The 19,553-nt window shown below is 66.4% G+C and carries 18 protein-coding genes; 9 read left to right on the top strand and 9 right to left on the bottom strand.

Annotation, left to right across the window (positions count from 1 at the left end; genetic code table 11):
* Positions 1-11 precede the first annotated feature (11 nt).
* From DQP58_RS02130 to DQP58_RS02120, 3 genes are all read left to right on the top strand, one after another.
* Complete coding sequence (locus DQP58_RS02130; RefSeq protein WP_112706858.1) at positions 12-1,232, top strand: CaiB/BaiF CoA transferase family protein; 1,221 nt, start codon at positions 12-14, stop codon at positions 1,230-1,232.
* Positions 1,233-1,271: 39 nt separating this feature from the next.
* Positions 1,272-2,129: a mycofactocin-coupled SDR family oxidoreductase gene (locus DQP58_RS02125; RefSeq protein ID WP_112706857.1), complete on the top strand. Its 858-nt coding sequence runs from the start codon at positions 1,272-1,274 to the stop codon at positions 2,127-2,129.
* 64 nt (positions 2,130-2,193) lie between these two features.
* On the top strand, positions 2,194-3,483 hold the full coding sequence (locus tag DQP58_RS02120) for a phosphotransferase (RefSeq protein ID WP_240629523.1): 1,290 nt from the start codon (positions 2,194-2,196) through the stop codon (positions 3,481-3,483).
* An 18-nt stretch (positions 3,484-3,501) separates the two neighbouring features.
* On the opposite strand, the gene DQP58_RS02115 is transcribed toward DQP58_RS02120, so the two are convergent.
* Positions 3,502-4,716 (bottom strand): cytochrome P450, encoded by a 1,215-nt coding sequence (locus DQP58_RS02115; protein WP_112706855.1) that lies wholly within the window; start codon positions 4,714-4,716, stop codon positions 3,502-3,504.
* Positions 4,717-4,899: 183 nt separating this feature from the next.
* Between DQP58_RS02115 and DQP58_RS02110 the strand changes: the two genes are divergently transcribed.
* Positions 4,900-5,454, top strand: coding sequence for a TetR/AcrR family transcriptional regulator (locus tag DQP58_RS02110; RefSeq protein WP_112706854.1), 555 nt, complete (start codon positions 4,900-4,902; stop codon positions 5,452-5,454).
* An 8-nt stretch (positions 5,455-5,462) separates the two neighbouring features.
* Here DQP58_RS02110 and DQP58_RS02105 read toward each other — a convergent pair whose 3' ends face one another.
* From DQP58_RS02105 to DQP58_RS02075, 7 genes are read right to left on the bottom strand one after another with little or no spacing between them, the layout of a single operon-like run.
* Positions 5,463-6,581, bottom strand: coding sequence for a thiolase family protein (locus DQP58_RS02105; RefSeq protein WP_112706853.1), 1,119 nt, complete (start codon positions 6,579-6,581; stop codon positions 5,463-5,465).
* Complete coding sequence (locus tag DQP58_RS02100) at positions 6,578-6,808, bottom strand: hypothetical protein (protein ID WP_112706852.1); 231 nt, start codon at positions 6,806-6,808, stop codon at positions 6,578-6,580. Before DQP58_RS02100 ends, DQP58_RS02105 begins: the two co-directional genes overlap by 4 nt.
* Entirely contained in the window at positions 6,798-8,933 is a 2,136-nt protein-coding gene (locus tag DQP58_RS02095) for a CoA transferase (protein ID WP_112706851.1), read from the bottom strand. Before DQP58_RS02095 ends, DQP58_RS02100 begins: the two co-directional genes overlap by 11 nt.
* Positions 8,930-10,000, bottom strand: coding sequence for an acyl-CoA dehydrogenase family protein (locus DQP58_RS02090; protein WP_276310479.1), 1,071 nt, complete (start codon positions 9,998-10,000; stop codon positions 8,930-8,932). The genes DQP58_RS02095 and DQP58_RS02090 overlap by 4 nt, the downstream gene beginning before the upstream one ends.
* Before the next feature lie 4 nt (positions 10,001-10,004).
* Positions 10,005-11,198 (bottom strand): acyl-CoA dehydrogenase family protein, encoded by a 1,194-nt coding sequence (locus DQP58_RS02085; protein WP_112706849.1) that lies wholly within the window; start codon positions 11,196-11,198, stop codon positions 10,005-10,007.
* Entirely contained in the window at positions 11,195-12,505 is a 1,311-nt protein-coding gene (locus DQP58_RS02080; RefSeq protein WP_112706848.1) for an amidohydrolase family protein, read from the bottom strand. The genes DQP58_RS02085 and DQP58_RS02080 overlap by 4 nt, the downstream gene beginning before the upstream one ends.
* A 42-nt stretch (positions 12,506-12,547) precedes the next feature.
* A complete protein-coding gene (locus tag DQP58_RS02075; protein ID WP_112706847.1) occupies positions 12,548-12,979 on the bottom strand; it encodes an SRPBCC family protein in 432 nt (143 codons plus the stop codon).
* A 76-nt stretch (positions 12,980-13,055) separates the two neighbouring features.
* On the opposite strand from DQP58_RS02075, the gene DQP58_RS02070 reads away from it, so the two are divergent.
* The 5 genes from DQP58_RS02070 to DQP58_RS02050 all read left to right on the top strand — a co-directional run bounded on the left by DQP58_RS02070 (position 13,056) and on the right by DQP58_RS02050 (position 18,110).
* Positions 13,056-13,952: an enoyl-CoA hydratase/isomerase family protein gene (locus tag DQP58_RS02070; protein ID WP_112706846.1), complete on the top strand. Its 897-nt coding sequence runs from the start codon at positions 13,056-13,058 to the stop codon at positions 13,950-13,952.
* Between the two features lie 75 nt (positions 13,953-14,027).
* The gene (locus DQP58_RS02065; protein WP_112706845.1) at positions 14,028-14,933 is read left to right on the top strand and encodes an SDR family NAD(P)-dependent oxidoreductase; all 906 of its coding nucleotides are present in this window, start codon (positions 14,028-14,030) and stop codon (positions 14,931-14,933) included.
* 19 nt (positions 14,934-14,952) lie between these two features.
* Positions 14,953-16,341: an aromatic ring-hydroxylating oxygenase subunit alpha gene (locus DQP58_RS02060; protein WP_112706844.1), complete on the top strand. Its 1,389-nt coding sequence runs from the start codon at positions 14,953-14,955 to the stop codon at positions 16,339-16,341.
* Between the two features lie 975 nt (positions 16,342-17,316).
* Positions 17,317-17,709 carry a hypothetical protein gene (locus DQP58_RS02055; RefSeq protein WP_112706843.1) on the top strand — a complete coding sequence of 131 codons (393 nt, stop codon included), beginning with the start codon at positions 17,317-17,319 and terminating at the stop codon, positions 17,707-17,709.
* Between the two features lie 116 nt (positions 17,710-17,825).
* Positions 17,826-18,110 carry a hypothetical protein gene (locus DQP58_RS02050; protein ID WP_112706842.1) on the top strand — a complete coding sequence of 95 codons (285 nt, stop codon included), beginning with the start codon at positions 17,826-17,828 and terminating at the stop codon, positions 18,108-18,110.
* A 28-nt stretch (positions 18,111-18,138) separates the two neighbouring features.
* On the opposite strand, the gene DQP58_RS02045 is transcribed toward DQP58_RS02050, so the two are convergent.
* Positions 18,139-19,518, bottom strand: coding sequence for a PPE family protein (locus DQP58_RS02045; RefSeq protein WP_112706841.1), 1,380 nt, complete (start codon positions 19,516-19,518; stop codon positions 18,139-18,141).
* Between the last annotated feature and the right edge of the window lie 35 nt (positions 19,519-19,553).

Genomic DNA, 19,553 nt, shown 5'->3' with positions numbered 1-19,553 from the left:
GGGGCATGCCCATGAGCGGACCCATGGCGGGCGTACGCGTCCTCGAGGTTGCCCAGTGGACGTTCGTTCCGGCCGCCGGCGCGGTGCTGGCGGACTGGGGCGCCGACGTACTCAAAATCGAACATCCGCGCACCGGCGATGCCCAGCGGGGCCTACGTCAGCTCGGCAACGTGCAGATCGCCGGCGACCGCAACCCCGTCATGGAGCACGCGAACCGCGGCAAACGATCTATCGCCCTGGATATCTCGACACCGGCCGGTCATGAATTGCTGATGGACATTGCGCGCACAAGCGACGTGTTCCTGACCAACTTCTTGCCCGACGCCCGTGCCAAACTGCGGATCGACGTCGATGACTTGCGGACTGCGAACCCCGACATCGTCTATGTGCGGGGCAGCGCATACGGAACGCTCGGCGACGAGGCCGGCATCGGTGGCTACGACATGACCGGCTTCTGGAGCCGAGGCGGTAGCGCGGCAAGCGTCACCCCGCCCGATATGGGCGGCGTTGTCGCACAACCCGGCCCGGCGTACGGAGATTCTCTGGGCGGCATGACAATTGCTGGCGGAATCGCGGCGGCGCTGTTCGCTCGTGATCGGACCGGTGAGGCCAAGGTCGTGGATGTGTCGCTCCTCGGAGTGGGGGTGTGGGCGATGGGGGTGGCAGTCAACGCCGCGCTGATCTCCGGAGAGCCGTGGCAGGCAAACGCCGCCGGCGCCAACGTCGCCCCGCACAATCCGCTGGTGGGCTTCTACCGCACCGGTGACGGGCGGTATATGGGATTGTCGATGATGCAAGGTTTCCGCTATTGGGCGGACTTCTGTGCGCGGGTCGGGCTCCCCGAGCTTGCCACCGACGAACGCTTTGCCAGCCATGAGCTGCTAACCCGCAACGCGGCGCAGGCAACTGCGATCCTGCGCGAGGTGCTCGGAAGCAAAACCCTCGAGCACTGGCGCAAAGCGCTGGCCGGTTTCGAAGGGCAGTGGGCGCCCGTACAGAACACGATGGATGTTGTGGCTGACGAGCAGGTGAGGGCAAACGGTGTTATCGCGCCCATCCAAGGCAGCGGCGGTGCCCTCGAGTTAGTCTCGAGCCCCGTGCTTTTCGATCAGACGCCGTTTGCTCTCGGCCCAACACCGGAGTTCGCCGAACATACCGAGGCGCTCTTGCTCGAACTGGGCAAGGACTGGGACGACATCATCGCCCTCAAGGACAGCGGAACCATCGCGTGATCGAGAGCCCTCTTAAGTTCCAACCAACGGAGTAAGCAGATGAATCGAGTCAGCGGCAAAGTAGCGGTCGTCACGGGCGCCGCGCGCGGTCAAGGACGCAGTCACGCAGCTCATCTCGCCGACGAGGGTGCCGACATCATCGCCGTGGATATCTGCGACGACATCGGGACCAACGACTACCCGATGGCACGCAAGAGCGACCTCGACGAGACGGCGAAGTTGGTGGAGAAGGCGGGCCGGCGCGTGGTCACCGCGGTGGCCGACGTGCGGGACCGCGCGGCCCTGAAGAAGGCGATCGACGACGGCGTCGCCCAATTGGGCGGGCTGCATGTCGTCGTCGCCAACGCCGGCATCTGCCCGCACGGAGAGCACAAAGGGTATCCGGCGTTCCGCGACGTGCTCGACGTGAACTTTCTCGGCGTTGTCAACACCGTCAACGCCGCGTTCGACCATCTGGACACCGGTGCGTCGATCATCGCCACCGGCTCGATCGCCGGACTGGTTTCCCAACACGACATGTTCAACGGTGGCGGCAACGCGGGCCCCGGTGGGCTCGGCTACGGTCTGGCTAAGAAATTCGTCCGCGACTGGGTCAAATCGATGGCGATGACGCTGGCGGCGCGCCAGATACGCGTCAACGCCGTGCACCCGACGAACGTCAACACCGCGATGATGAACAACCCGATGATGTACAAGACGTTTCGGCCCGACCTGGAGGCTCCGACGCACGACGAGGCCTTCGTCATCTACCCGATGCTCCAGGCGATGCCGGTGCCCTGGGTGCAACCCGAGGACATCTCGCACGCCGTGGTCTACCTCGCCTCCGACGAATCGCGATACGTCACCGGGCTGCAGATGTTCATCGACGCCGGTGCCGCGCTGAAAATGGGCTTCTGACCTCCCCGATAACATGACACCCGATGACGCGGTACGAAGTTGGCTCGAGAGTCACCTCGGACCCGTGCGCGCCTTCGAGCGCCAACCACGTTGGCGTCCGGCATGGTTCGCCGACGTCGAACGCGACGGCACGATCATGTCGCTGTATGTGCGTGGCGACCGCGAGGGCATGGAGTTCTCGTTGTCCACCCATCGAGAAGCGGACATACTTGGAGCCCTGCAGAAGCAAGGCATCCCGGTTCCACACATTCACGGCCGGATTGACGCACCACCGGCCATCGTGATGGATCGCCTGCCCGGCGCCACCAATCTGTCAACCTCACAGAGTGCAGCGGAACGCAACTCGGTCATCGACGAATACATGGAAATCCTTGCGCGGATCCATCGGCTGGATCCGGGTGAGTTCTCTGCCGTCGGACTTAAGTTGCCCGAAAGCCGTGAGCAGCATGCGTTGTCGAGCTTCGAGGATTCCGTCGCGCGGTACCGGTCTGCCAAAAAGCGCCCGGAGCCGTTTCTGGAATTCGGCATCGGCTGGATCCGCCGCCACGTTCCCACGCATCGGTTCGACCCTCGCTTCGTCCTGGGCGATCCCGGACAGTTCATGTTCGCCGATGGGCACGTGACCGGACTGCTCGACGTCGAACTGGCCTACCTTGGCGACACCGCCCACGACCTCGCAGGGCTGCGCCTGCGCGACATCTCCGAGCCCTTCGGCGACCTCGGGCGCGCGTTCCGGCGCTACGAGGAGGTTTCCGGCGTAGAACTGGACCTGCCGGTGGTCGAGTTCCACACCGCGCAGTTCTCGCTCACCACGCCTCTCTCGTTGGTGATGATCTTGCACAACCCTTTTCCGATGAGCGACTTGCTGCAATATGAGGAGTGGTTTGCACAATGCTCGCTCAACGCAGTCGAAGCAATGGCCGCGGTCGAGGGCGTCGCCCTCGACGATTACCGACTCCCGCAGGCGGCAGATGTGCGCCAGAGCGGCCTCGTCGACGCGTTGGCACCCATCATTGAGGAATTAACCGCCGAGACCGAGAGTGAGCGCTTCCGCCGGCATCAAACCGCGCAGACCGCGCGCTACGTTGCCGGCGTGTGCCGGCACGGTCCCGCAATCGAATCCGAAAACCTCGACGACGTCGAACGCCTGCTCGGCTCCCGATACCCTGACTGGCGCACAGGGGATGAGGCGCTGGAGGCATTCGTGTTGCGCGCACCCGACAACATGGATGCCGAACTCATTCGGCTGTTCCACCGCCGCATCATGCGACAAATGCGTTTACTGGAACCGGTTCTCAACCGCGCCGGCGGCGTGTACCCGCTGACGCCCCTGGCCCGGTTGCTCGGCCGCTGACGCCCGCGTGGTAGGCCGCTACCGGGCGGCCAGCTCCAGACGCTTCCGTCGCCGAACCAGGATGCTGGGCAGCCAATCTCCGACGTCACACGCGTCGATCCAGGTGGTGCGCTCCAGAAGCATTTTGAACACGATCTGAGCCTCCAACCGGGCCAGGGCGGCCCCGACGCAGAAGTGCACGCCCTTGCCGAACGTCACATGCCCTTTCGCGTTGCTGCGATCGAGACAAAATTCGTCGGGCGACTCGAAGTGCTCGGGATCGCGGTTGGCCGCTCCCCATAAAAGAAGCAGATGCGCATTTCCTGGCACTTGGACCCCACCGAGTGTGGTGTCGCGCCACACATGGCGGTAGTGGCCACGAAACGGCGGCTCGTAGCGCAGTGTTTCTTCGATGAAATTGCCCAGTAATTCCGGGCTTTCGCGAATCCGCTGTTGGACCTCGGGGCGGTCAGCGAGAATCCATGCCGCACTGCCCAACAACGAGGCGGTCGACTCGCCGGCGGCACTGAACAGCGTGAGCATGATGCCCATCGCCACGGCCTGGTCCACCTCGCCGGAGGCGTAGCGGGCGGCCATGTCCGGTATCAGCCCGGATTTGTCCGCGGTATCCGCCTTGTCGAAATGTTCCATGACGTACGCGGACAGTTCGAACGCCGCAACCCCGGCCTCCGTTAGCTGCGCCTCGGTGACGACGCCGTCGAGCAGGGTGGTGGTGGCGTAACCCAGCCGGATCAGTTTGTCGACATCGGTATGGGGCAGGCCCAGCAATTTTGCGACCACCATCATCGGGAGCCGGTTCGCCACCGCGCCCATCCATTCGATGCGTCCTTGGTGCAGGTTCTCCTCCCATAGGAGCTCGGCGGCCTCCGCAGCGAATTCCTCGATGATCCGCACCCGGCGCGCGGACAGGTGTGGGAGCAAGATCTTGCGGTGCAGCGCGTGCGCCGGATCATCGGCCGTGGCCAGGGCGTGGGTGGGGCTTCCCGCCTCCATCATCGGCAACGCTGCGATGCTGCCGTCCTCGCGGAAAATCATGGTTGCCGTGAGATTGGACGAAAAGTCCTCGACCCGAGTGACCGCCTCGATCAACGCGTCCCAGCCACACACGGCATAGAAGTCGGAATCGGCGATGCGATGCACCGGAGCCGTCGCGCGCATCCGGTCATACATGGGATACGGATCCTGCAAAGCCTCGGCACCGAAGAAATCGACCGGGTCGCTCAAGACCGCCATAGACCCAGGCTGAAGGTGACCGTCGGCGCGGTCAATAGGGCGAGGAAAGGTTGATAAGCCTCCCGCCGCGCCGTTCATGCACCCCAAACCCCTTGCGCCGGAGGACCAGCGCGTTAGCCTGAGAATTGTCACCGATAATTCTCAGCCTGAGGGAAGTTTCTGTTGGCTGTACGGAAGGGTTGCATGGCACAGAACGACTGGCTGGTGGGCCGGGATCGCCGCAGTGCAGCCGCCGAACGGATATGTGCGGCCGCCGCCGATCTCATCTCGCACGTCGGATATGACGAGTTCACCATCGAGAGCCTCGCAGAAGCGGTCCACTGCTCACCGGCAACGATTTACCGGCACGCCGGCGGAAAGGCGGCCATCAAGGACGCGGTGGTCGCCCTCCAGGCAAGCCGCGTCGTCGATACCGTGCGCGAGGCCATCAAAAACCTGACCGGCCGCGAACGAGTGGTGACGGCCACCATCCTGGCTTTGCAGCGCATGCGCTCTGATCCGTTGGCCCAGCTCATGCAGACCGCACCGACGGTGCCGCGCAGCGAGTGGCTCACGAACTCCCCCGCTGTTACCGCACTCGCCTATGACATGCTCGGATCCGACAATGCAGATCCACTTGCCGCCCAATGGCTTATCCGGGCGTTCCTGGCGCTGTGGTGGTGGCCGCTGAAGGACCCCGCCGACGAACGCGCCGTCGTCGAACGCTTTCTCGGCCGGTCTTACGGAGACCCCGGCTAAGGGCCGAGTCATCGACCCAGTACGGCCACCACGCAGGACCCACCGCCGCCCATCGCCTGGGCGAGCCCGACCCGGGGATCGGCGGCCTGCCGCGAATCCGCCTCTCCGCGAAGCTGGTTCACCACCTCGGCGACTTGTGCCAGTCCCGTCGCACCGAACGCGTGCCCGCGAGCAAGACACCCCCCGTCGGTGTTGGTCGGTAGCCGGCCCTTCGATCCCAACCCGCCGGACAGAACCAGTTCGGCGGCGTCATTGACGTCGACGAGGCCGAGCGCGATCAGCGCAGTGACCTCCTCGCTGGCGCACATGTCATGCAGGGAGACCACCCCGACGTCGCGCGGCGCCGCCTGCGCCGCGCCGAACGCGCGCGAAGCGGTGAGCGCGATTTGCGACGGCGGACCGACGCACGGACCGGCCAGCGGCCAGCCCGGGTCGCGGGGCCAACTCGTCTGCTCGATGGCGTTGATAGCCACGGACCGCGCGCGTTGTCCGGACGTCACGACGATCGCGGCGCCGCCGTCGACCGAGGCGTGACACATCATCTTGGTTAGCGGCTCGGCGATCATCCGCGACGACATCACCTGTTCAACGGTCACCTCGTGGTCGTTGCGCCGAGCCGCCAGCGGATTCATGCGCGCCTGGTTGTACGACTTAGCGGCGACGGCACCGATAACATCCGGCGCACAGTTCGCCTCGTACAGAAAGCGATTCGCCTCGATCGCGTAGTGGATCTGCGGCGGAAACCGGTCCCAGAAATCGACGGCCGCCGGCACCACACCCCCGGGTTCGAGCGCGGTCGTCTTCTCATAGCCGATCGCCAACGCGGCCTCGCAGCGGCCAGAGGCCACCGCCCACACAGCGTGCCGCAGGGCGACCATCCCACCCGCCGAAGCGCTCTCGATCGCGGTCACCGGGATTCCGCTGCGTCCCAACGCATGCGCGACCTTAAGCCCGGTCTGCGGCGGTGCCATCGACGACGAGCAGAAGACCTCGCCGATGGCGTCATAGCCGAGACCAGCGTCAGCGAGTGCCGCCTCGGCGGCCTCGAAGCCGAGCGTCGCCAGCGCACTGTCGGGGTGTTTACCGAACGGTGTGATGCCGATACCGGCGACGTACGTGTCTGTCATGCTGGTTCCGACTCGAACAGAACGATGGTGTTGTCCCCCAGCGTCTTCTCGATGACGCGGCCGACGGCGCCGGGGGCCGGACGAGGCCCGGACACCAACACTTGCAGCCGCCCGTCGCGGGTGTCGACCCAGGCGACGCTGTAACCGTTCTCACCGTACCCGGGGATGGGTGACTTCCCGGGAACGAAAGTCGAGGCCCACACGGTAGCGGGACGATCAGCGGACATTGGTCATGCCTCCTTCGTGCGCGTTCGCATTGCCCAGGGCCGGCGGCGGCATGAGCCGAACGGGCCCTTGACCGGCGAATCGCCATGGCAACCCCACAAGGCGGGCGGTACCGATGTCCGGGTCCGGGTGGGCGATCTCGGGAAAGAATTCGCGGATCGCCAGATGTGGATCTACAACCAGGTCCTCGGCCCGTTGCACCGGCGCGGCGCGCAAACTCGACGCGCTCAGACGTGCCGCGACATCGTCGGCCGACGCGGCGGCAACCATATCCGCCAGCTTCTCCACCACCGCGGGATGCCGCGAATGAGGTTTTACCGCAGTGAATTCCGTCAGGCGTTCCCACTCATCGGGCTCCGCGATCTCGACGGCGACCCAACGTCCGTCGGCGGCGCGATAGACGCCGCGATGTGCGCAATCGCCGACGTCACAGCCACCCGGAGCGGCGGCTGCGGCGACGAACTCGGCCACGGTGGACGCGACCACCTCGGCCATGGAGAGGTCGATGACGGCGCCGGTGTCACGCGACGGGCCGACGGCCCACGCCGCGACCACGGCGGCCGCTACGACCGAGGACAGCGGGTCGGCGATCACGGTGCCGAGTCGCGCCGGTGCCCCATCGGGTCCGACGGTCAGGCCAGCCAACCCGCCATAGGCCTGAACATTGTTGGCGTAGACCCGATATCCGGCCATGGGACCCTCCGAGCCGAAGCCTGAGACCCGAAGAACCAGCATCCCCGAATCGGCCCTCTCGGCCGGGTCCACCTCCAGTCTGGCGAGCCGAGCGTTGCCGACGTTTTCGATGAGAACGTCGGCGTCGGACAGCGCCATCGCGACGTCGTCCACGGTGCGTGCGGGGTCGATCAACAGGCTCTGCTTGGAGTGATTGGCAACCGCGAAATACGCACCGCGGTCGACGCCGGGCTCGCCCCGGGCGAAGGGGCCCGTGCGCCGATATATGTCGAGGCGCTGAGGGTCTTCGAGCCGCAACACCTTGGCACCCATCGCGCCGAGCAGCGCACCAATGATGGGCCCGGCCAAGACGTGGGTCAATTCGGCGACCCGCAAGTCACTGAGGCGGCCGGTGCGACGGCGATCCGACCGTCGTCCGACGTCGGTGAGCCATGGCGAGTCAAGCACCGCGAGGTCGACGCCGCCGAGCTGCGTCGTCGAAAGAGTTCCGCGAAAGGCGAATTGCGGTGATGTCAGGATCTCCTCGGCGGCATTCACCGGCGTCGATGGCACGCCGTGAGCCTGGAGTGTTGCCGCGCACTCCTCCTTGTCGTGCGTTGCCGCCCATGCCGTTACGTGTCGGTTGATCAGATCGGCGTGGTCGATGCGAGCCTGGCGTTCGTCGAGACCGCGGGCCCATGCCGGATGATCCAGCGCCGCAAGTAAACCCCGCCACTGGTGGTTCTCGACCGCGGTGATGCGGACCATGCCGTCGCGGCAGGGAAAGAGCCCCGACGGCGCGAGATAACGCCCGCTGCCCGCCCGTCCGGGGCACCCGTACAGCACGTGGGCGCATTCCGGAAGGGCCGCGGTGAATGCGACCGCCTCCTGCACCGACACGTCGACGAGCATCGACCCGCGGCCGAGATTGCGCCGGTCGAGGCCATGCAATGCCGCCAGCGCCGTGACCGCGCCGGCCGCCTTCAGAGCCACATAGCCCGGTGCCGGTACGGGCGCTCCGTCGGCCCCCTCGATCGTGGCGAGCATGCCACCGGCGGCCTGGGCGACGAGCTCGCCGCCGGGTTGCGACGACCGCGGCCCGTAGAGGCCGAACGGGGTGACCATAACGACGACCGCGCCCTCGGCTGTGGGTGGTGTGACGGCAACGCCGTGGTCGACGATCACGATGTCGTATTCGTTGCCGAATGCCGGTGCATATCGGCCCGGTTCGAGTATTTGCTTGCGCCGATCAAGGGTGAGGTCGATGGCCGCCACGGGACCGGCCGCAGCGGCGATCACCGGCCCCACTCGGGCGGGCGCTGCACGACCCGCCACCTTGGTAGCGTCGGCTCCGAGGTCAGCCAGCAGCGCCACGGCCGCCGAACCGGCGATCCCATCGCCGAGTTGGAGAACCCGGACGCCGGACAAAAATGTCGCGTGACCGACGACGGTCATTTCCCGCTCGGTCCTGCGTCGCCGGCGGGATGGCGCGCGATCAGCCAGCGCGTGACCACATCGCGGTGGTAGGCGCGGGGCCCGAGGCTCGCCGCCGCGCTCGCCGCGCGGCGCAGGTAGATGTGCGCGTCGTGCTCCCAGGTGTAAGCGATTCCGCCGAACACCTGGGTCGCGCCTGCCGGCACCGCCCGTAGCGCGTCGATGCCCCAGTAGGCGGCGAGGGATACCAGCGCCGGGGCGTCTGGATGCTGCTGCTGGCAGGCGTCGGCAGCCCGGTTGACGAGCGCACGCCCCACTTCGATCGCGCATCGCTGGTCGACCAGGCGGTGTTTGATCGCTTGGAAGGCGCCGATCGGGCGGCCGAAGGCCACGCGGAGCTTTGCGTACTCGGTTGCGGCGGCATTGGCGGCCGCCGCGATGCCGACCAGTTCGGCCACCTGAGCAACGCAATTCCGCAGGGCCGCCTCGCGGTGGCGACGTCCGGCACCCTCGCCCGACTCGATGACTCGAATGGGCGCATTGTTCAACGTGATTCGCGCTGCCGGGTTGTGGTCGAGCGGGGTCACCGGTTCGCAGAGCACCCCCGGCGTGGTGGCTTTGACCGAGCCAAGAACCGTGGCGTCCCCCGTGCCCGCACAGACCAGCAGCCTGGTCGCGACCGCGCCGTACGGCACGAGCTGCCATATCCCCGAGACGCCCGTCGCGGCACGCTCACCGCGCTCGAGTAGCAACAGGCTGACGCCCTCGGCGCAGCGGTCCTCGCACCACCCGGCGACCGCCGCCGCGGTGAGCGGGACGGGTGCCGACGCGGCGCCGGCGGCCTCGGCGAAGACGCACAGTTCGCGCAGGCCGCCCCCTCCCCCGCCGACGGTCTCGCTGACCAAGACGTCGGCCCAACCCGCGTCGGTGACGGTCTGCCACAGCTGGCGGTCGAACACCGCGCCCGGGCTGTCGAGCAAGGCCCGACACGCCTGAGGCGTCCACACCCTTCTTAGGATATCGTCGGCCGTCGCGCGAAGCCGGGCGAGTTCCTCTGCGCTGTCTGCGATTTCGCTCAACGACGTCACACCGTCAGGGGTCACGGGGCAACCCCAGCAGTTTCTCGGCGATGACGTTGCGCTGGATCTCCGATGTGCCCGCGCCGAATGTCGCGGCCCGCATCAGCAGGTAGCTCTGTGCGACGTTGCCGTTCTTCGTCGCCCCCACCGAGCCGCGCTCCAGGGTGCCCCCCGGTCCGGCGAGGTCGAGGCCGAAGTCGGCCATGGCTTGGTCGACCTCCGAGGTCATGAGCTTGGCCACCGACGCTTCGGGTCCGGGACTGACACCGCGGACGCCGGCAGCCGTTGCCTGGGCGGCAATTTGACGTAACGCCTCTACTCGCGCGGCGAACCCAACTATCCGATCGGCCGCGTAACCGTCGTCGCAGCCTTCGTGCCCCAGCGCCCCCTGTTCTTGTGCCATCCGGACCAGGATTCCCAGCCGCCGTTCGATGCGATGGGTGCGGCTTTGGCCCACCCGCTCGTAGCCCAGCGTGGACTTCGCCACCTGCCAACCGCCGTGCAGTGGCCCGAGCACGTTCGCGAGCGGCACCCGCACCGAATCGAAGAACACCTCGTTGAACTCGGCCTGCCCGGTGATCTGGCGGATCGGGCGCACCTCGATTCCGCTCGCGGTCAGCGGCACAAGGATGTAACTGATTCCTCGGTGCTTTTCCGCCGTCGGATCGGTGCGCGCCAGGATATACATCCAGTCGGCATACTGCGCCTTGGACGTCCAGATCTTCTGGCCGGTGATGACCAACTCGTCGTCGCACAGTTCGGCCCTGGTCTTCAGAGCGGCGAGATCACTGCCCGCGTCGGGCTCGCTGAAGCCCTGACACCACACTTGTTCGCCCGAAAGGATTTTCGGCAGATAGCGGTGGCGTTGCTCGTCGGTACCCCACTGAATGATGGTGGGCCCGAGCTGATTGACGGCGCTGCGGTTGATGGGCTCCGGCGCATGCGCTGCGGCCATTTCGGCGTTGAAGACGAGCTGCTGCACCGGGGTGGCGCCGCGACCGCCGAATTGCACGGGCCAGGAGATCGCTGCCAAACCGGCGTCGTGAAGCCGGCTCTGCCACAGGCGCATTCGCTGCAGCCGGTCGGCCTCGGCGCGAGCGGAGCCGCGGATGTCGGCCGTGAGAGCCGATGCCAGGAAGGCGCGAACCTCGTCACGAAACCGTCGATCGGCCTCGGTGAGGACGACCCCGTAATCCGGTTCGGTCACGCCCCACCGCGAAGGATCGACGCCATCCGTACCTTCATGTCGCCGTAGGTGATCGCGGTAGCGCCCGCCCTGGGCGCGCGGCCGGCGTCCACCTTCGGCGCCGACAGATCCAGACCGGCGATTCTTTCCCGCAGCGCCGCGACGGTGCAGTGTTCCCTGCCCCGTCGCTCGACGCCGGTGTAGCCGAAGGCGCGGGCCGCATTGCGCCAAGTGATCGCCTCGACCTCGTCGGGTGTGCAGCCCTCCAACTGGGCGGCGAGTTGCTCGGGCGCGTCCGGCCAGCTGCTGTCCGAATGCGGGTAGTCCATCTCCCAGCAGATGGTCTCCACCCCGATGCGATCCCGCATCTCGATGCCGACCCGGTCGCGGATGAAGCACGACATGAAGTTGCGGCGATACACGTCGCTCGGGCTCAGTCCGTCACCCAGGTCGTCCCCCGTCCAGGCTCGCTGGCGCGAGTAGATGTCCTCAAAGCGCTCCAGCAGGAACGGAATCCACCCGATGCCGCCTTCCGACAGCGAGAACTTGATGGACGAAAACTTCCGCACGATCGGCGAGAACAACAGGTCGGCCACGAAACGCTGGGTATCGATCGGCAGCATCGAGTTGTAGGCCAGATAGGTCGTCAGGTCCGACGGCACGGGCAACCCGCCCCCCGTGCCGATGTGGATGTTCACCACCGTGTTCTCTTCACAAATCGCCTCCCACAGCGGATCCCAGTGCGAATCCTGCCAGGGCGGCTGCCCGTAACTTCCGATGTGCTGCGGCGCTGTGACCGCGCGACAGCCGCGCCCCGCCAGCCGCCGCACTTCGGCCGCGGCCAGGGCTGGGTCCCACAAGGGCAGGATCCCCATCGGGATGAACCGGTCGGGATGCCGGCCGCACCAGTCCTCGATGTGCCAGTCGTTGTAGGCGCGCACCATCGCCTCGGACACGTCGCGGTCGCCGCGGTAGGTGAACAGCGCGCCCGAGATGGTCGGGAACGACGGGAAACACAGTGACGCAAGGACACCGGAGGCGTCCATGTCGTTCACTCGGGCGTCCACGTCGTAACACCCGGCCCGCATGTCGCTGAACCGTGACGGCTCGAATCCCCATTCGTCGTTGGGCCGGCCCACGACGGCATTGAGCCCGATGTTCGGCAGCTGCAGGCCGTCGTACACCCAGAAACACACGCCGTCGGCGTCCTCGACGATGCGCGGCGCGTCCTCGGCGAAGCGGCTGGGCACCCGGCCGACGAACATGTCGGGTGGTTCCACGGTGTGGTCGTCGACGCTGATCAGTACCAGATCGAGAGGATCAATCACTCGAACAATCCTAAACCATTAGACATTTTCTGTCTAAGTGTTCTATTGGGATCGACTCGCTTGGGCGAAGTCTTGCACCCAGCCCGCCATCAAGCCGTAAACGGACTCCATGGCACCGCGTGCGGCGGCATCATCACCGATGGGCTCGTAGTCGATGTCCCAGACCACGATTGATTCCTCCGCGGCGTCCGGGCTCCCGGTCACGGTGTTCACCGCCACGAAGCGGCTGACCGGCATCGGATTGTTGGCGATCTCGTACGACAGCGCGCGCTCGTCGGGCTTGATCCAGATCAGGGTCTCGATGACCGGCTTCTCCGTGCTCGCGGCGATGAACCGCCGCATGCCGGGCCCTTCACCGTCGACCCTGACATCGCTGGGTCCGGGGATCCAGTCGACGTTGCCGAAGTCGGCGAGAACGGCCCACACCGCGTCCGGTGGCGCGGCGAGCCGCTTGGTGACCGTGAATGTTGGCATTCGCCGACCGTATCACCCGATGTGACAGTTGATCGACTAGTGTACTTGTGTACTGCCAGCGCGGGAAGGAGCGCGGATGGGCAACGACGCCGCCGCTGACGGCGAATTCGACGTCGATGAGGACTGGGTCCGCTACGAGATCGTCGAACCGCACGTCGCGCAGATCACTATCAACCGGCCCGAACGGCGCAACGCCATCCTGTCGCCCGGCATGCATCGCCTCTTCAAGGAGCGCCTCGACCGCGCCGAAGACGACGACCAGGTCAAGGTCGTCGTATTGCTGGCCGAGGGCAAGGATTTCTGCAGCGGAGACGACGTGCGCCGACTCCCGGTGGAGGAAGCGGGGCTGCGCAAGGGCGCGCGATTGCCGCAGACCGCGCGCCTGGGCAACGCCCGACGCCTGCACCGGCACCTCACCAATTGGCTGGAGTTCCCGAAGACGGTGATCGCCGGCTGCCAGGGAGCCACGCTGGGCGCCGGGGTGAATCTCGCCCTGGCCGCCGACATCCTCGTCGCCTCCGATGACATGTACCTCGCCCGCCCCCAGGCGCGCATCGGGTTCGCCGGGTTCTCCACGGCCATGCCGCTCGCGCTGCTCAAGCTGGGGCCCAACCGCGGCTACGAGGCGATGATCACCGGCCGCAAGGTGACCGCAACCGAGCTGCGGGAGTGGGGGGTGGCCGCGTCCGTGGTCCCCGCCGACCGGCTCCGCGACGAAGCGTTGCGGTATGCCCGCGCCATCGCTCACCACTCCGCCGACGGCCTGATGGTGGGAAAGCACGCCCTGATCGCGTTCTGGCACGCCGTCGGGATGGCGCAGTTCGGGGACTGGGTTCCGATGGGCCACACGGTATTCAGCAACCTTATGTGGCGCGACGACGAGTTCAACTTCATGAAGGAACGCGGTGCCCGTGGCGGCCGGGAGGCGATGGCCGAACTCGAACGCCGCTATGCCGAGTGGGGGTTCGAGTAGCCTGAACTAAACAGCTATACAGATTTTGTGTGTCTGTTCTGTATGCTAGCCAGACGGGATGGGAGTTGACTGACCATGGGTGTGCTTGACGGACGTACCGCGCTGGTAACCGGCGCCGGGCGGGGAATCGGCGCCGCGGTGGCCGAGGGCCTGGCCGCCGAGGGCGCGACGGTCCTGGTCTCCGATGCGGGCGTCAGCGTCGACGGGACCGGACACGACTCCGGTCCGGCCGAAAGCGTCGCGGCGACCATAACGAGCCGTGGCGGCAAGGCATTCGCCGATACCACCGACATCACCGACTTCGCCGCATGCGCGGATCTCATCGGCCACGCCGCCGAGACGCTCGGCGGCCTGGACGTCGTGGTGAACGCCGCGGGGATCCTCCGGGACGGCATGGTCTTCAAGATGAGCGAGCAGGACTGGGACGCGGTGGTGTCGGTGCACCTCAAAGGGACGTTCAACGTCACGCGCCACGCGGCGGCCTGGTGGCGGGAGAACCGGGGCGGGCAGTACCGGCTGATCAACTTCACATCCATGTCGGGCTTGCAGGGCGCGCCGAGCCAGCCGAACTACGCCGCGGCCAAGATGGGCATCGTCGGCCTGACCTTCTCGTGCGCCAACGCGCTGCGCAACTACGGGGTGCGCTGCAACGCCGTTGCGCCGATCGCGGGCACCCGGATGACGCAGGGCATCAAGGGCGGCGGCAGCATGGACTACTCGGACTCGAACGTTCGCCTTTCGCCGAAGAATTGCGTGCCGCCGGTCGTGTATCTGGCCAGCGAGCAGTCCGACTGGCTCAACCGGCGCGTGATCTTCGCCGGGAACGGGCGGATCAGCCTGATGTCCAATCCGGTCGTCGAACGCGAGATCGTGTCGGCGTCGGGGACGTGGGACATCCCGACCGCATTCGCCGAGATCGAGACGTCGTTCAAGGAAGCGGTGCTGTATCCCAACATCTTTGACAAGCCACCGTCCAGCTGAACCGACGAAAAGTGCGACAATGACCGAGCTTGCCACCGAGCGGGTGCCACAAAAGTTCGCCTGCGGTGAGACTTTCGTGCCCAAGAGCCGGTACATCGACCCGGAATTCCTGAACCTCGAGCTGGAGCGATTGTTCACCCGGGTGTGGCAGCCCGCGTGTCGCGAAGAGGAAGTACCGGACGCCGGCTGCTTCTACGAGTACACGATCGGCCGGCAGTCCATCGCCGTGGTGCGCCAGAAGGACGGCAGCATCAAGGCATTCCACAACACCTGTGCCCACCGCGGCATGAAGGTCGTCCGCGGCAGCGGTTGCTCGGCCAACAAAGAGCTGCGCTGCGAATTCCATGGCTGGCGTTACGAATTGGACGGCCGGTCCTCCTTCGTCCCATGTCGCGACGAATTCGCACCGCGTCCGCGCCAGCAGTGGGGCCTGCGTCCCGTCGCCGCCGGGACGTGGGGTGGCTGGGTGTTCGTGAGCATGGCCGAGGACCCGCCGGGTCTGCTCGAGTGGCTGGACCCCCTGCCGACCGCGCTGGCCCCATTTCGGTTGCAGGACATGCGCTACCGCTGGCGCAAGCGCACGTTCCTGCCGGCGAACTACAAGACCGTCATCGACGCTTTCATCGAGGGCTATCACACGCCTGGGACCCATCCGCAGACGATGCGATCGGCGCAAGGCCCGCGGCCGTCTGCGGAGCCCGCAGCGCCGCAAGAATACGTCTACGCTCCCTACACCCCGACCATCACCTATAAGAACCACTCGCGGTTCGTCTACACGCAGCGTCCCGAGCATGCCGGCCGCGACAAAGGTCGCCGGGAGCAGGCGGCGCGACCAGAGGTGTTCGCGAATTCGATGAAATACCAATACCTCGAGGTCGGGTCGCTGGTCACCGAGCGAGACTACCGGGCCGCGCAAAAGCTGGCCGCGATGGAGCCCGGCGACGTCCCACCGTTTGTTCTGTACCACCAGATGTGCGAGGAACTCGCCCGCGCCGAAGGCGTTGACTTCCCGCGGATGTCGATGGAGCAATACTTCGCGGGGAACGGCGACTGGCATGTGTTTCCGACCATGGTGATCCTGGTCGAGAAGTCCTGCCTGCTGGGATACCGCATGTTGCCCGACGCCGAAGACCCGAATCGGTGCACGTTCGAAATGTTCTCTCTTGAGCATTTTGCGCCCGGCGAGGTGCCCGAGACGCAATGGCAAGTCTTCGAGCGATGGGAGGACCACGACGGCTGGGGTGAGCTGCCGTCACAGGATTTGAGAAACATCGGGGCTATCCACGCCGGCATGCACTCGGCAGGTTTCTCGGGACTGTGGCTAAACACCGCTCAGGAGATGTCGATCCGGAACGAGCACGCGATCGCCGACAGGTTTCTTTTCGGCTCGGGGGGGTGTGACGAGTAAACGATTCTGCCCGACGGTGATGCCGCCTCAAAGTCTTTTCGTCATGCAATCGTCCTCCGGCGCAAAGGTGCGAATCGTGGCTCGCTGCGGAACGCTTATCGCGCATCACGTCCTCTGCGCGTCTCGCAGAGATGTATGAGTTCGTGACCGTGCATTGAATCGGCCCCACACAATCGCATGCCGTGAGGACGTGGTCACGGCGACACCAGAGCGCACCAGGGGGCGGTCACGACGCCTCGGCCGGGTCGGTCAGCCCGATACACATCGGATGGCTTTTCTTGAGTTCACCACGAACAATCGTCGCTGCCTGGAGTTGTTGCTTTGGGCGTCCCGTTTCCGACGCCAAAAGTAACAGGACTAGCGACCTTCAGCGCAGATGCGGTGGCCAATGGACGATGACCTCGGTGCCGGGCTCCGGTGCATCCTCCAGCCCCAAGTCGCCGGAGTACACGTGCGCCTTAGGCGGTGGAACTGTTTAGCCGGAGAGGCACTCGAATAGACCGCGCTGCCGTCGCTGTAAGTACGGCAGTAGTAGCCATCCTCGTCGCAGCCAACGGGGAGCTGATCGCAGCCTTCCCCGTACAGCCGATCAACCCCGCCGAACACCTCGCGCACGTGATCGTGAATCCGGTCGCGGTCGGCGTCGGTGAGCTTGCTTGATACTTGCCGCCGGGACGCTTGGGGATATGGCCCCATCCGTGCCGGTTCGTTTTGCCTGGCAGTTAACAATTTCCTCTTGCATGTGGCGATCTGTTGGCTATCTGCCTGTCCTTCGCCGTCAAATTTGTCCAACGTGGCCAGACTTCCTTCGGCACTTATTGCCTGGTAGTTGGAGGTTCATGCTGGACACCGACCCATCAGCCGGGCAGTTTCGAATCCTGCCGGGGGCACCCGCACATGTGTGACGGGCCGCCACTGTCATGCTCAATCCGGCGAGGGGTATGAAACGGCGGCACGGCGCAAGAGGATGGCCCTATGACCATCACACCGAACAGCGCCCTCATCCCGACATTCGCCGCACTGCGCTTCGCCACCGGCGTGACCGCCTGGGCGGTTCCAGTCAAGGCCGCTCGCCTGTTTGGGCTGGCCGGCGCCGAGCAGCAGCCCTTCACCACCCAGCTGTTCGGGTCGCGCGAACTGACGCTGGCCCTCGCCGTCACGGATGCCTCTCCGCGGTTGCGCACCCGCGCACTACAACTTGGGCTGCTCACCGACGCCCTGGACGTCATCGCGGCGCTGCGCGGCATCCAACGTCAGACGCTGCCGCCGGCCGGTGCCCTCATCACCGGAGGCGGCGCAGCGCTGTTTCTCGGCTTGGGACTTGCCGCGTTGGCAAACCAGAATCGCGCCGGCGCCTCGACGGCGTGAGCCGGGTGGTGAGTTGGGTCACGTCGTCGCCCGATCGGGCAACCTTCCGATCGTCCAGGTGTTGCAGGAACTAGCCACTGATCGAACGGTGGCCATGCACACTTAGCGAGGCCGACATGCAGACCGCTACCGGCTCGGGCGCCCGCCACGCGATTGCCGAAACACTTTGGCTCATCGCTGGCTTTATCTTGTTGCTCGCCTTGGGCGACGTTGTGATCGTGGCGGCGCTGGCACTGACCGTCGTGGCCATGGCTGCCGCCTGGTGGATCCGTCGCAACGCCGTGCGTCGCGCGCGAGGCGGCGACGTGGCCCTGGCCTCGGTGTCTCACCTGTCGGCCGGCCGCCGTGAGTTGAGGAAGGCGTCGACGCACGCACCGTGGCACCGCCACAGCGCCGCCTAGCGGCGCCACAGGCCAAGCCCACCTTGCGCTACCCCCAGGTGGCCCGAGGCGGTGTGGCTCTCGACGCCTCGGCAGAGGACAGATGCACGGCATGGACGCCCGGCTTCTTGGCCAGCTGGTCCAACAGGCTTTCCAGGTGCGCCTTATCGGTGTGCCAGTGCTGAACCGCCTCGGGCGCCTGCTGGAGTTCCGCGAGGACGGTCTTCAGCTTGTCCGGCGTTTCGGCGTCGTCGCCCGACGGGCGGCGGCCCACCCCCCGCAGGGCGGCTCCGGTGAGTCCGCGGGGCAGCGCGCCGCCCAGGGCGCTTCCGGCCAAACCCGCCAGGACCATTTCGCTGGCGAGACCACCCGTGCTCGCCGCGACCGTCGGCGCGGCACCCACGCTGGTGCACTCCAGCACGGTGGCGGCCAATTTGACCCCCGGGGCGGCCACCGCCCAGCTCGGCGGTACGGATAACGCTCCTGCCAGACCCGCACCGCCGACGCTCGCGGATACGGCGGACGCGCCGGCCGTACCGGCCGCCTGCGTGCTCGAGCCGAGCGCGGCGAACAGCGGTCCTTCCAGGTCGACCGCCGTGTCGCTCCAGGTCCGTGCCGTGACCACCAGGCCCAAGCTCAGGCTGAGCAACGTGTCGTTCACCGGGCGAATGGCTTTGGTGATGAACTCGACGTTCGCGGCGATCTTCGCCAGCGGTGTGGAATTCAAGCTGTTCAGCCACGTCGCCAACGACGACGGATCCGCTGCCGGAGATGCGGTCGGCGCTGCGAGGCTTTGCATTGTGCGCGGGGTCGTCGACATCAGGTGCGACAAGGCGGCTTGCGCGTGGGCGGGCGCGGCGCCGGCGGCGCTGGCGACGGCACCCGATTGACCGACCGTTCCCCCGGGATTAGTGGTCTGCGGCGCCGAGTTGAACGGCGTCATCTGCACGGCGGCCGCCGAGGATCCGGCATAGCCATACATCGCCGCGGCGTCTTGCGCCCACATCTGCCCGTACTCCGCTTCCGTGGCCGCGATCGCAGCGGCGTTCTGGCCCAGCACATTGGCCGCCATCAGTGCCGCCAGGCGGCTGCGGTTCTCCGCGACCGCCACCGGCGGCACCGTCGCCATGAACGCGGTCTCGTAGGCGGCCGTTGCCGCCCTGGCCCGCGAGGCGGCCTGCTCGGCCTGCGCGGCAGTGGCGCTCATCCACTCCACATAGGGTGCAACCGCAGCCGCCATCGCCGCCGACGACGGACCCTGCCAACCGCTGGCCAGGTTGGAAATCACCGCCTCGTACGATGCCGCCGCACCGTGCAGCTGGGCGGCCAACCCATCCCACGCCGACGCGGCGGCCAACATTGATGCCGAGCCGGGCCCGGCGTACATGCGACCGGAGTTGAGCTCCGGCGGCAGTGCTGCGAAATCCATTGCTGCTCCTTCATTCTTCGCGCCCAGTTCAGGGG

Origin of the sequence: Mycobacterium colombiense (genome assembly GCF_003284975.1) — a bacterium.
Taxonomy (GTDB): Bacteria; Actinomycetota; Actinomycetes; order Mycobacteriales; family Mycobacteriaceae; genus Mycobacterium; species Mycobacterium europaeum_A.
The sequence above is the reverse complement of the archived record's forward strand: the minus strand, read 5'-3'. Positions and strand labels throughout refer to the sequence as shown.

What these genes read in the sequence shown, in the direction of transcription:
- DQP58_RS02095 (WP_112706851.1), bottom strand. Translation starts at nt 8,933, where the DNA reads ATGACCGTCGTCGGTCACGCGACATTTTTGTCCGGCGTCCGGGTTCTC.
- DQP58_RS02075 (WP_112706847.1), bottom strand. Translation starts at nt 12,979, where the DNA reads ATGCCAACATTCACGGTCACCAAGCGGCTCGCCGCGCCACCGGACGCG.
- DQP58_RS02110 (WP_112706854.1), top strand. Translation starts at nt 4,900, where the DNA reads ATGGCACAGAACGACTGGCTGGTGGGCCGGGATCGCCGCAGTGCAGCC.
- DQP58_RS02105 (WP_112706853.1), bottom strand. Translation starts at nt 6,581, where the DNA reads ATGACAGACACGTACGTCGCCGGTATCGGCATCACACCGTTCGGTAAA.
- DQP58_RS02130 (WP_112706858.1), top strand. Translation starts at nt 12, where the DNA reads ATGAGCGGACCCATGGCGGGCGTACGCGTCCTCGAGGTTGCCCAGTGG.
- DQP58_RS02060 (WP_112706844.1), top strand. Translation starts at nt 14,953, where the DNA reads ATGACCGAGCTTGCCACCGAGCGGGTGCCACAAAAGTTCGCCTGCGGT.
- DQP58_RS02050 (WP_112706842.1), top strand. Translation starts at nt 17,826, where the DNA reads ATGCAGACCGCTACCGGCTCGGGCGCCCGCCACGCGATTGCCGAAACA.
- DQP58_RS02115 (WP_112706855.1), bottom strand. Translation starts at nt 4,716, where the DNA reads ATGGCGGTCTTGAGCGACCCGGTCGATTTCTTCGGTGCCGAGGCTTTG.
- DQP58_RS02070 (WP_112706846.1), top strand. Translation starts at nt 13,056, where the DNA reads ATGGGCAACGACGCCGCCGCTGACGGCGAATTCGACGTCGATGAGGAC.
- DQP58_RS02045 (WP_112706841.1), bottom strand. Translation starts at nt 19,518, where the DNA reads ATGGATTTCGCAGCACTGCCGCCGGAGCTCAACTCCGGTCGCATGTAC.
- DQP58_RS02055 (WP_112706843.1), top strand. Translation starts at nt 17,317, where the DNA reads ATGACCATCACACCGAACAGCGCCCTCATCCCGACATTCGCCGCACTG.
- DQP58_RS02125 (WP_112706857.1), top strand. Translation starts at nt 1,272, where the DNA reads ATGAATCGAGTCAGCGGCAAAGTAGCGGTCGTCACGGGCGCCGCGCGC.
- DQP58_RS02065 (WP_112706845.1), top strand. Translation starts at nt 14,028, where the DNA reads ATGGGTGTGCTTGACGGACGTACCGCGCTGGTAACCGGCGCCGGGCGG.
- DQP58_RS02100 (WP_112706852.1), bottom strand. Translation starts at nt 6,808, where the DNA reads ATGTCCGCTGATCGTCCCGCTACCGTGTGGGCCTCGACTTTCGTTCCC.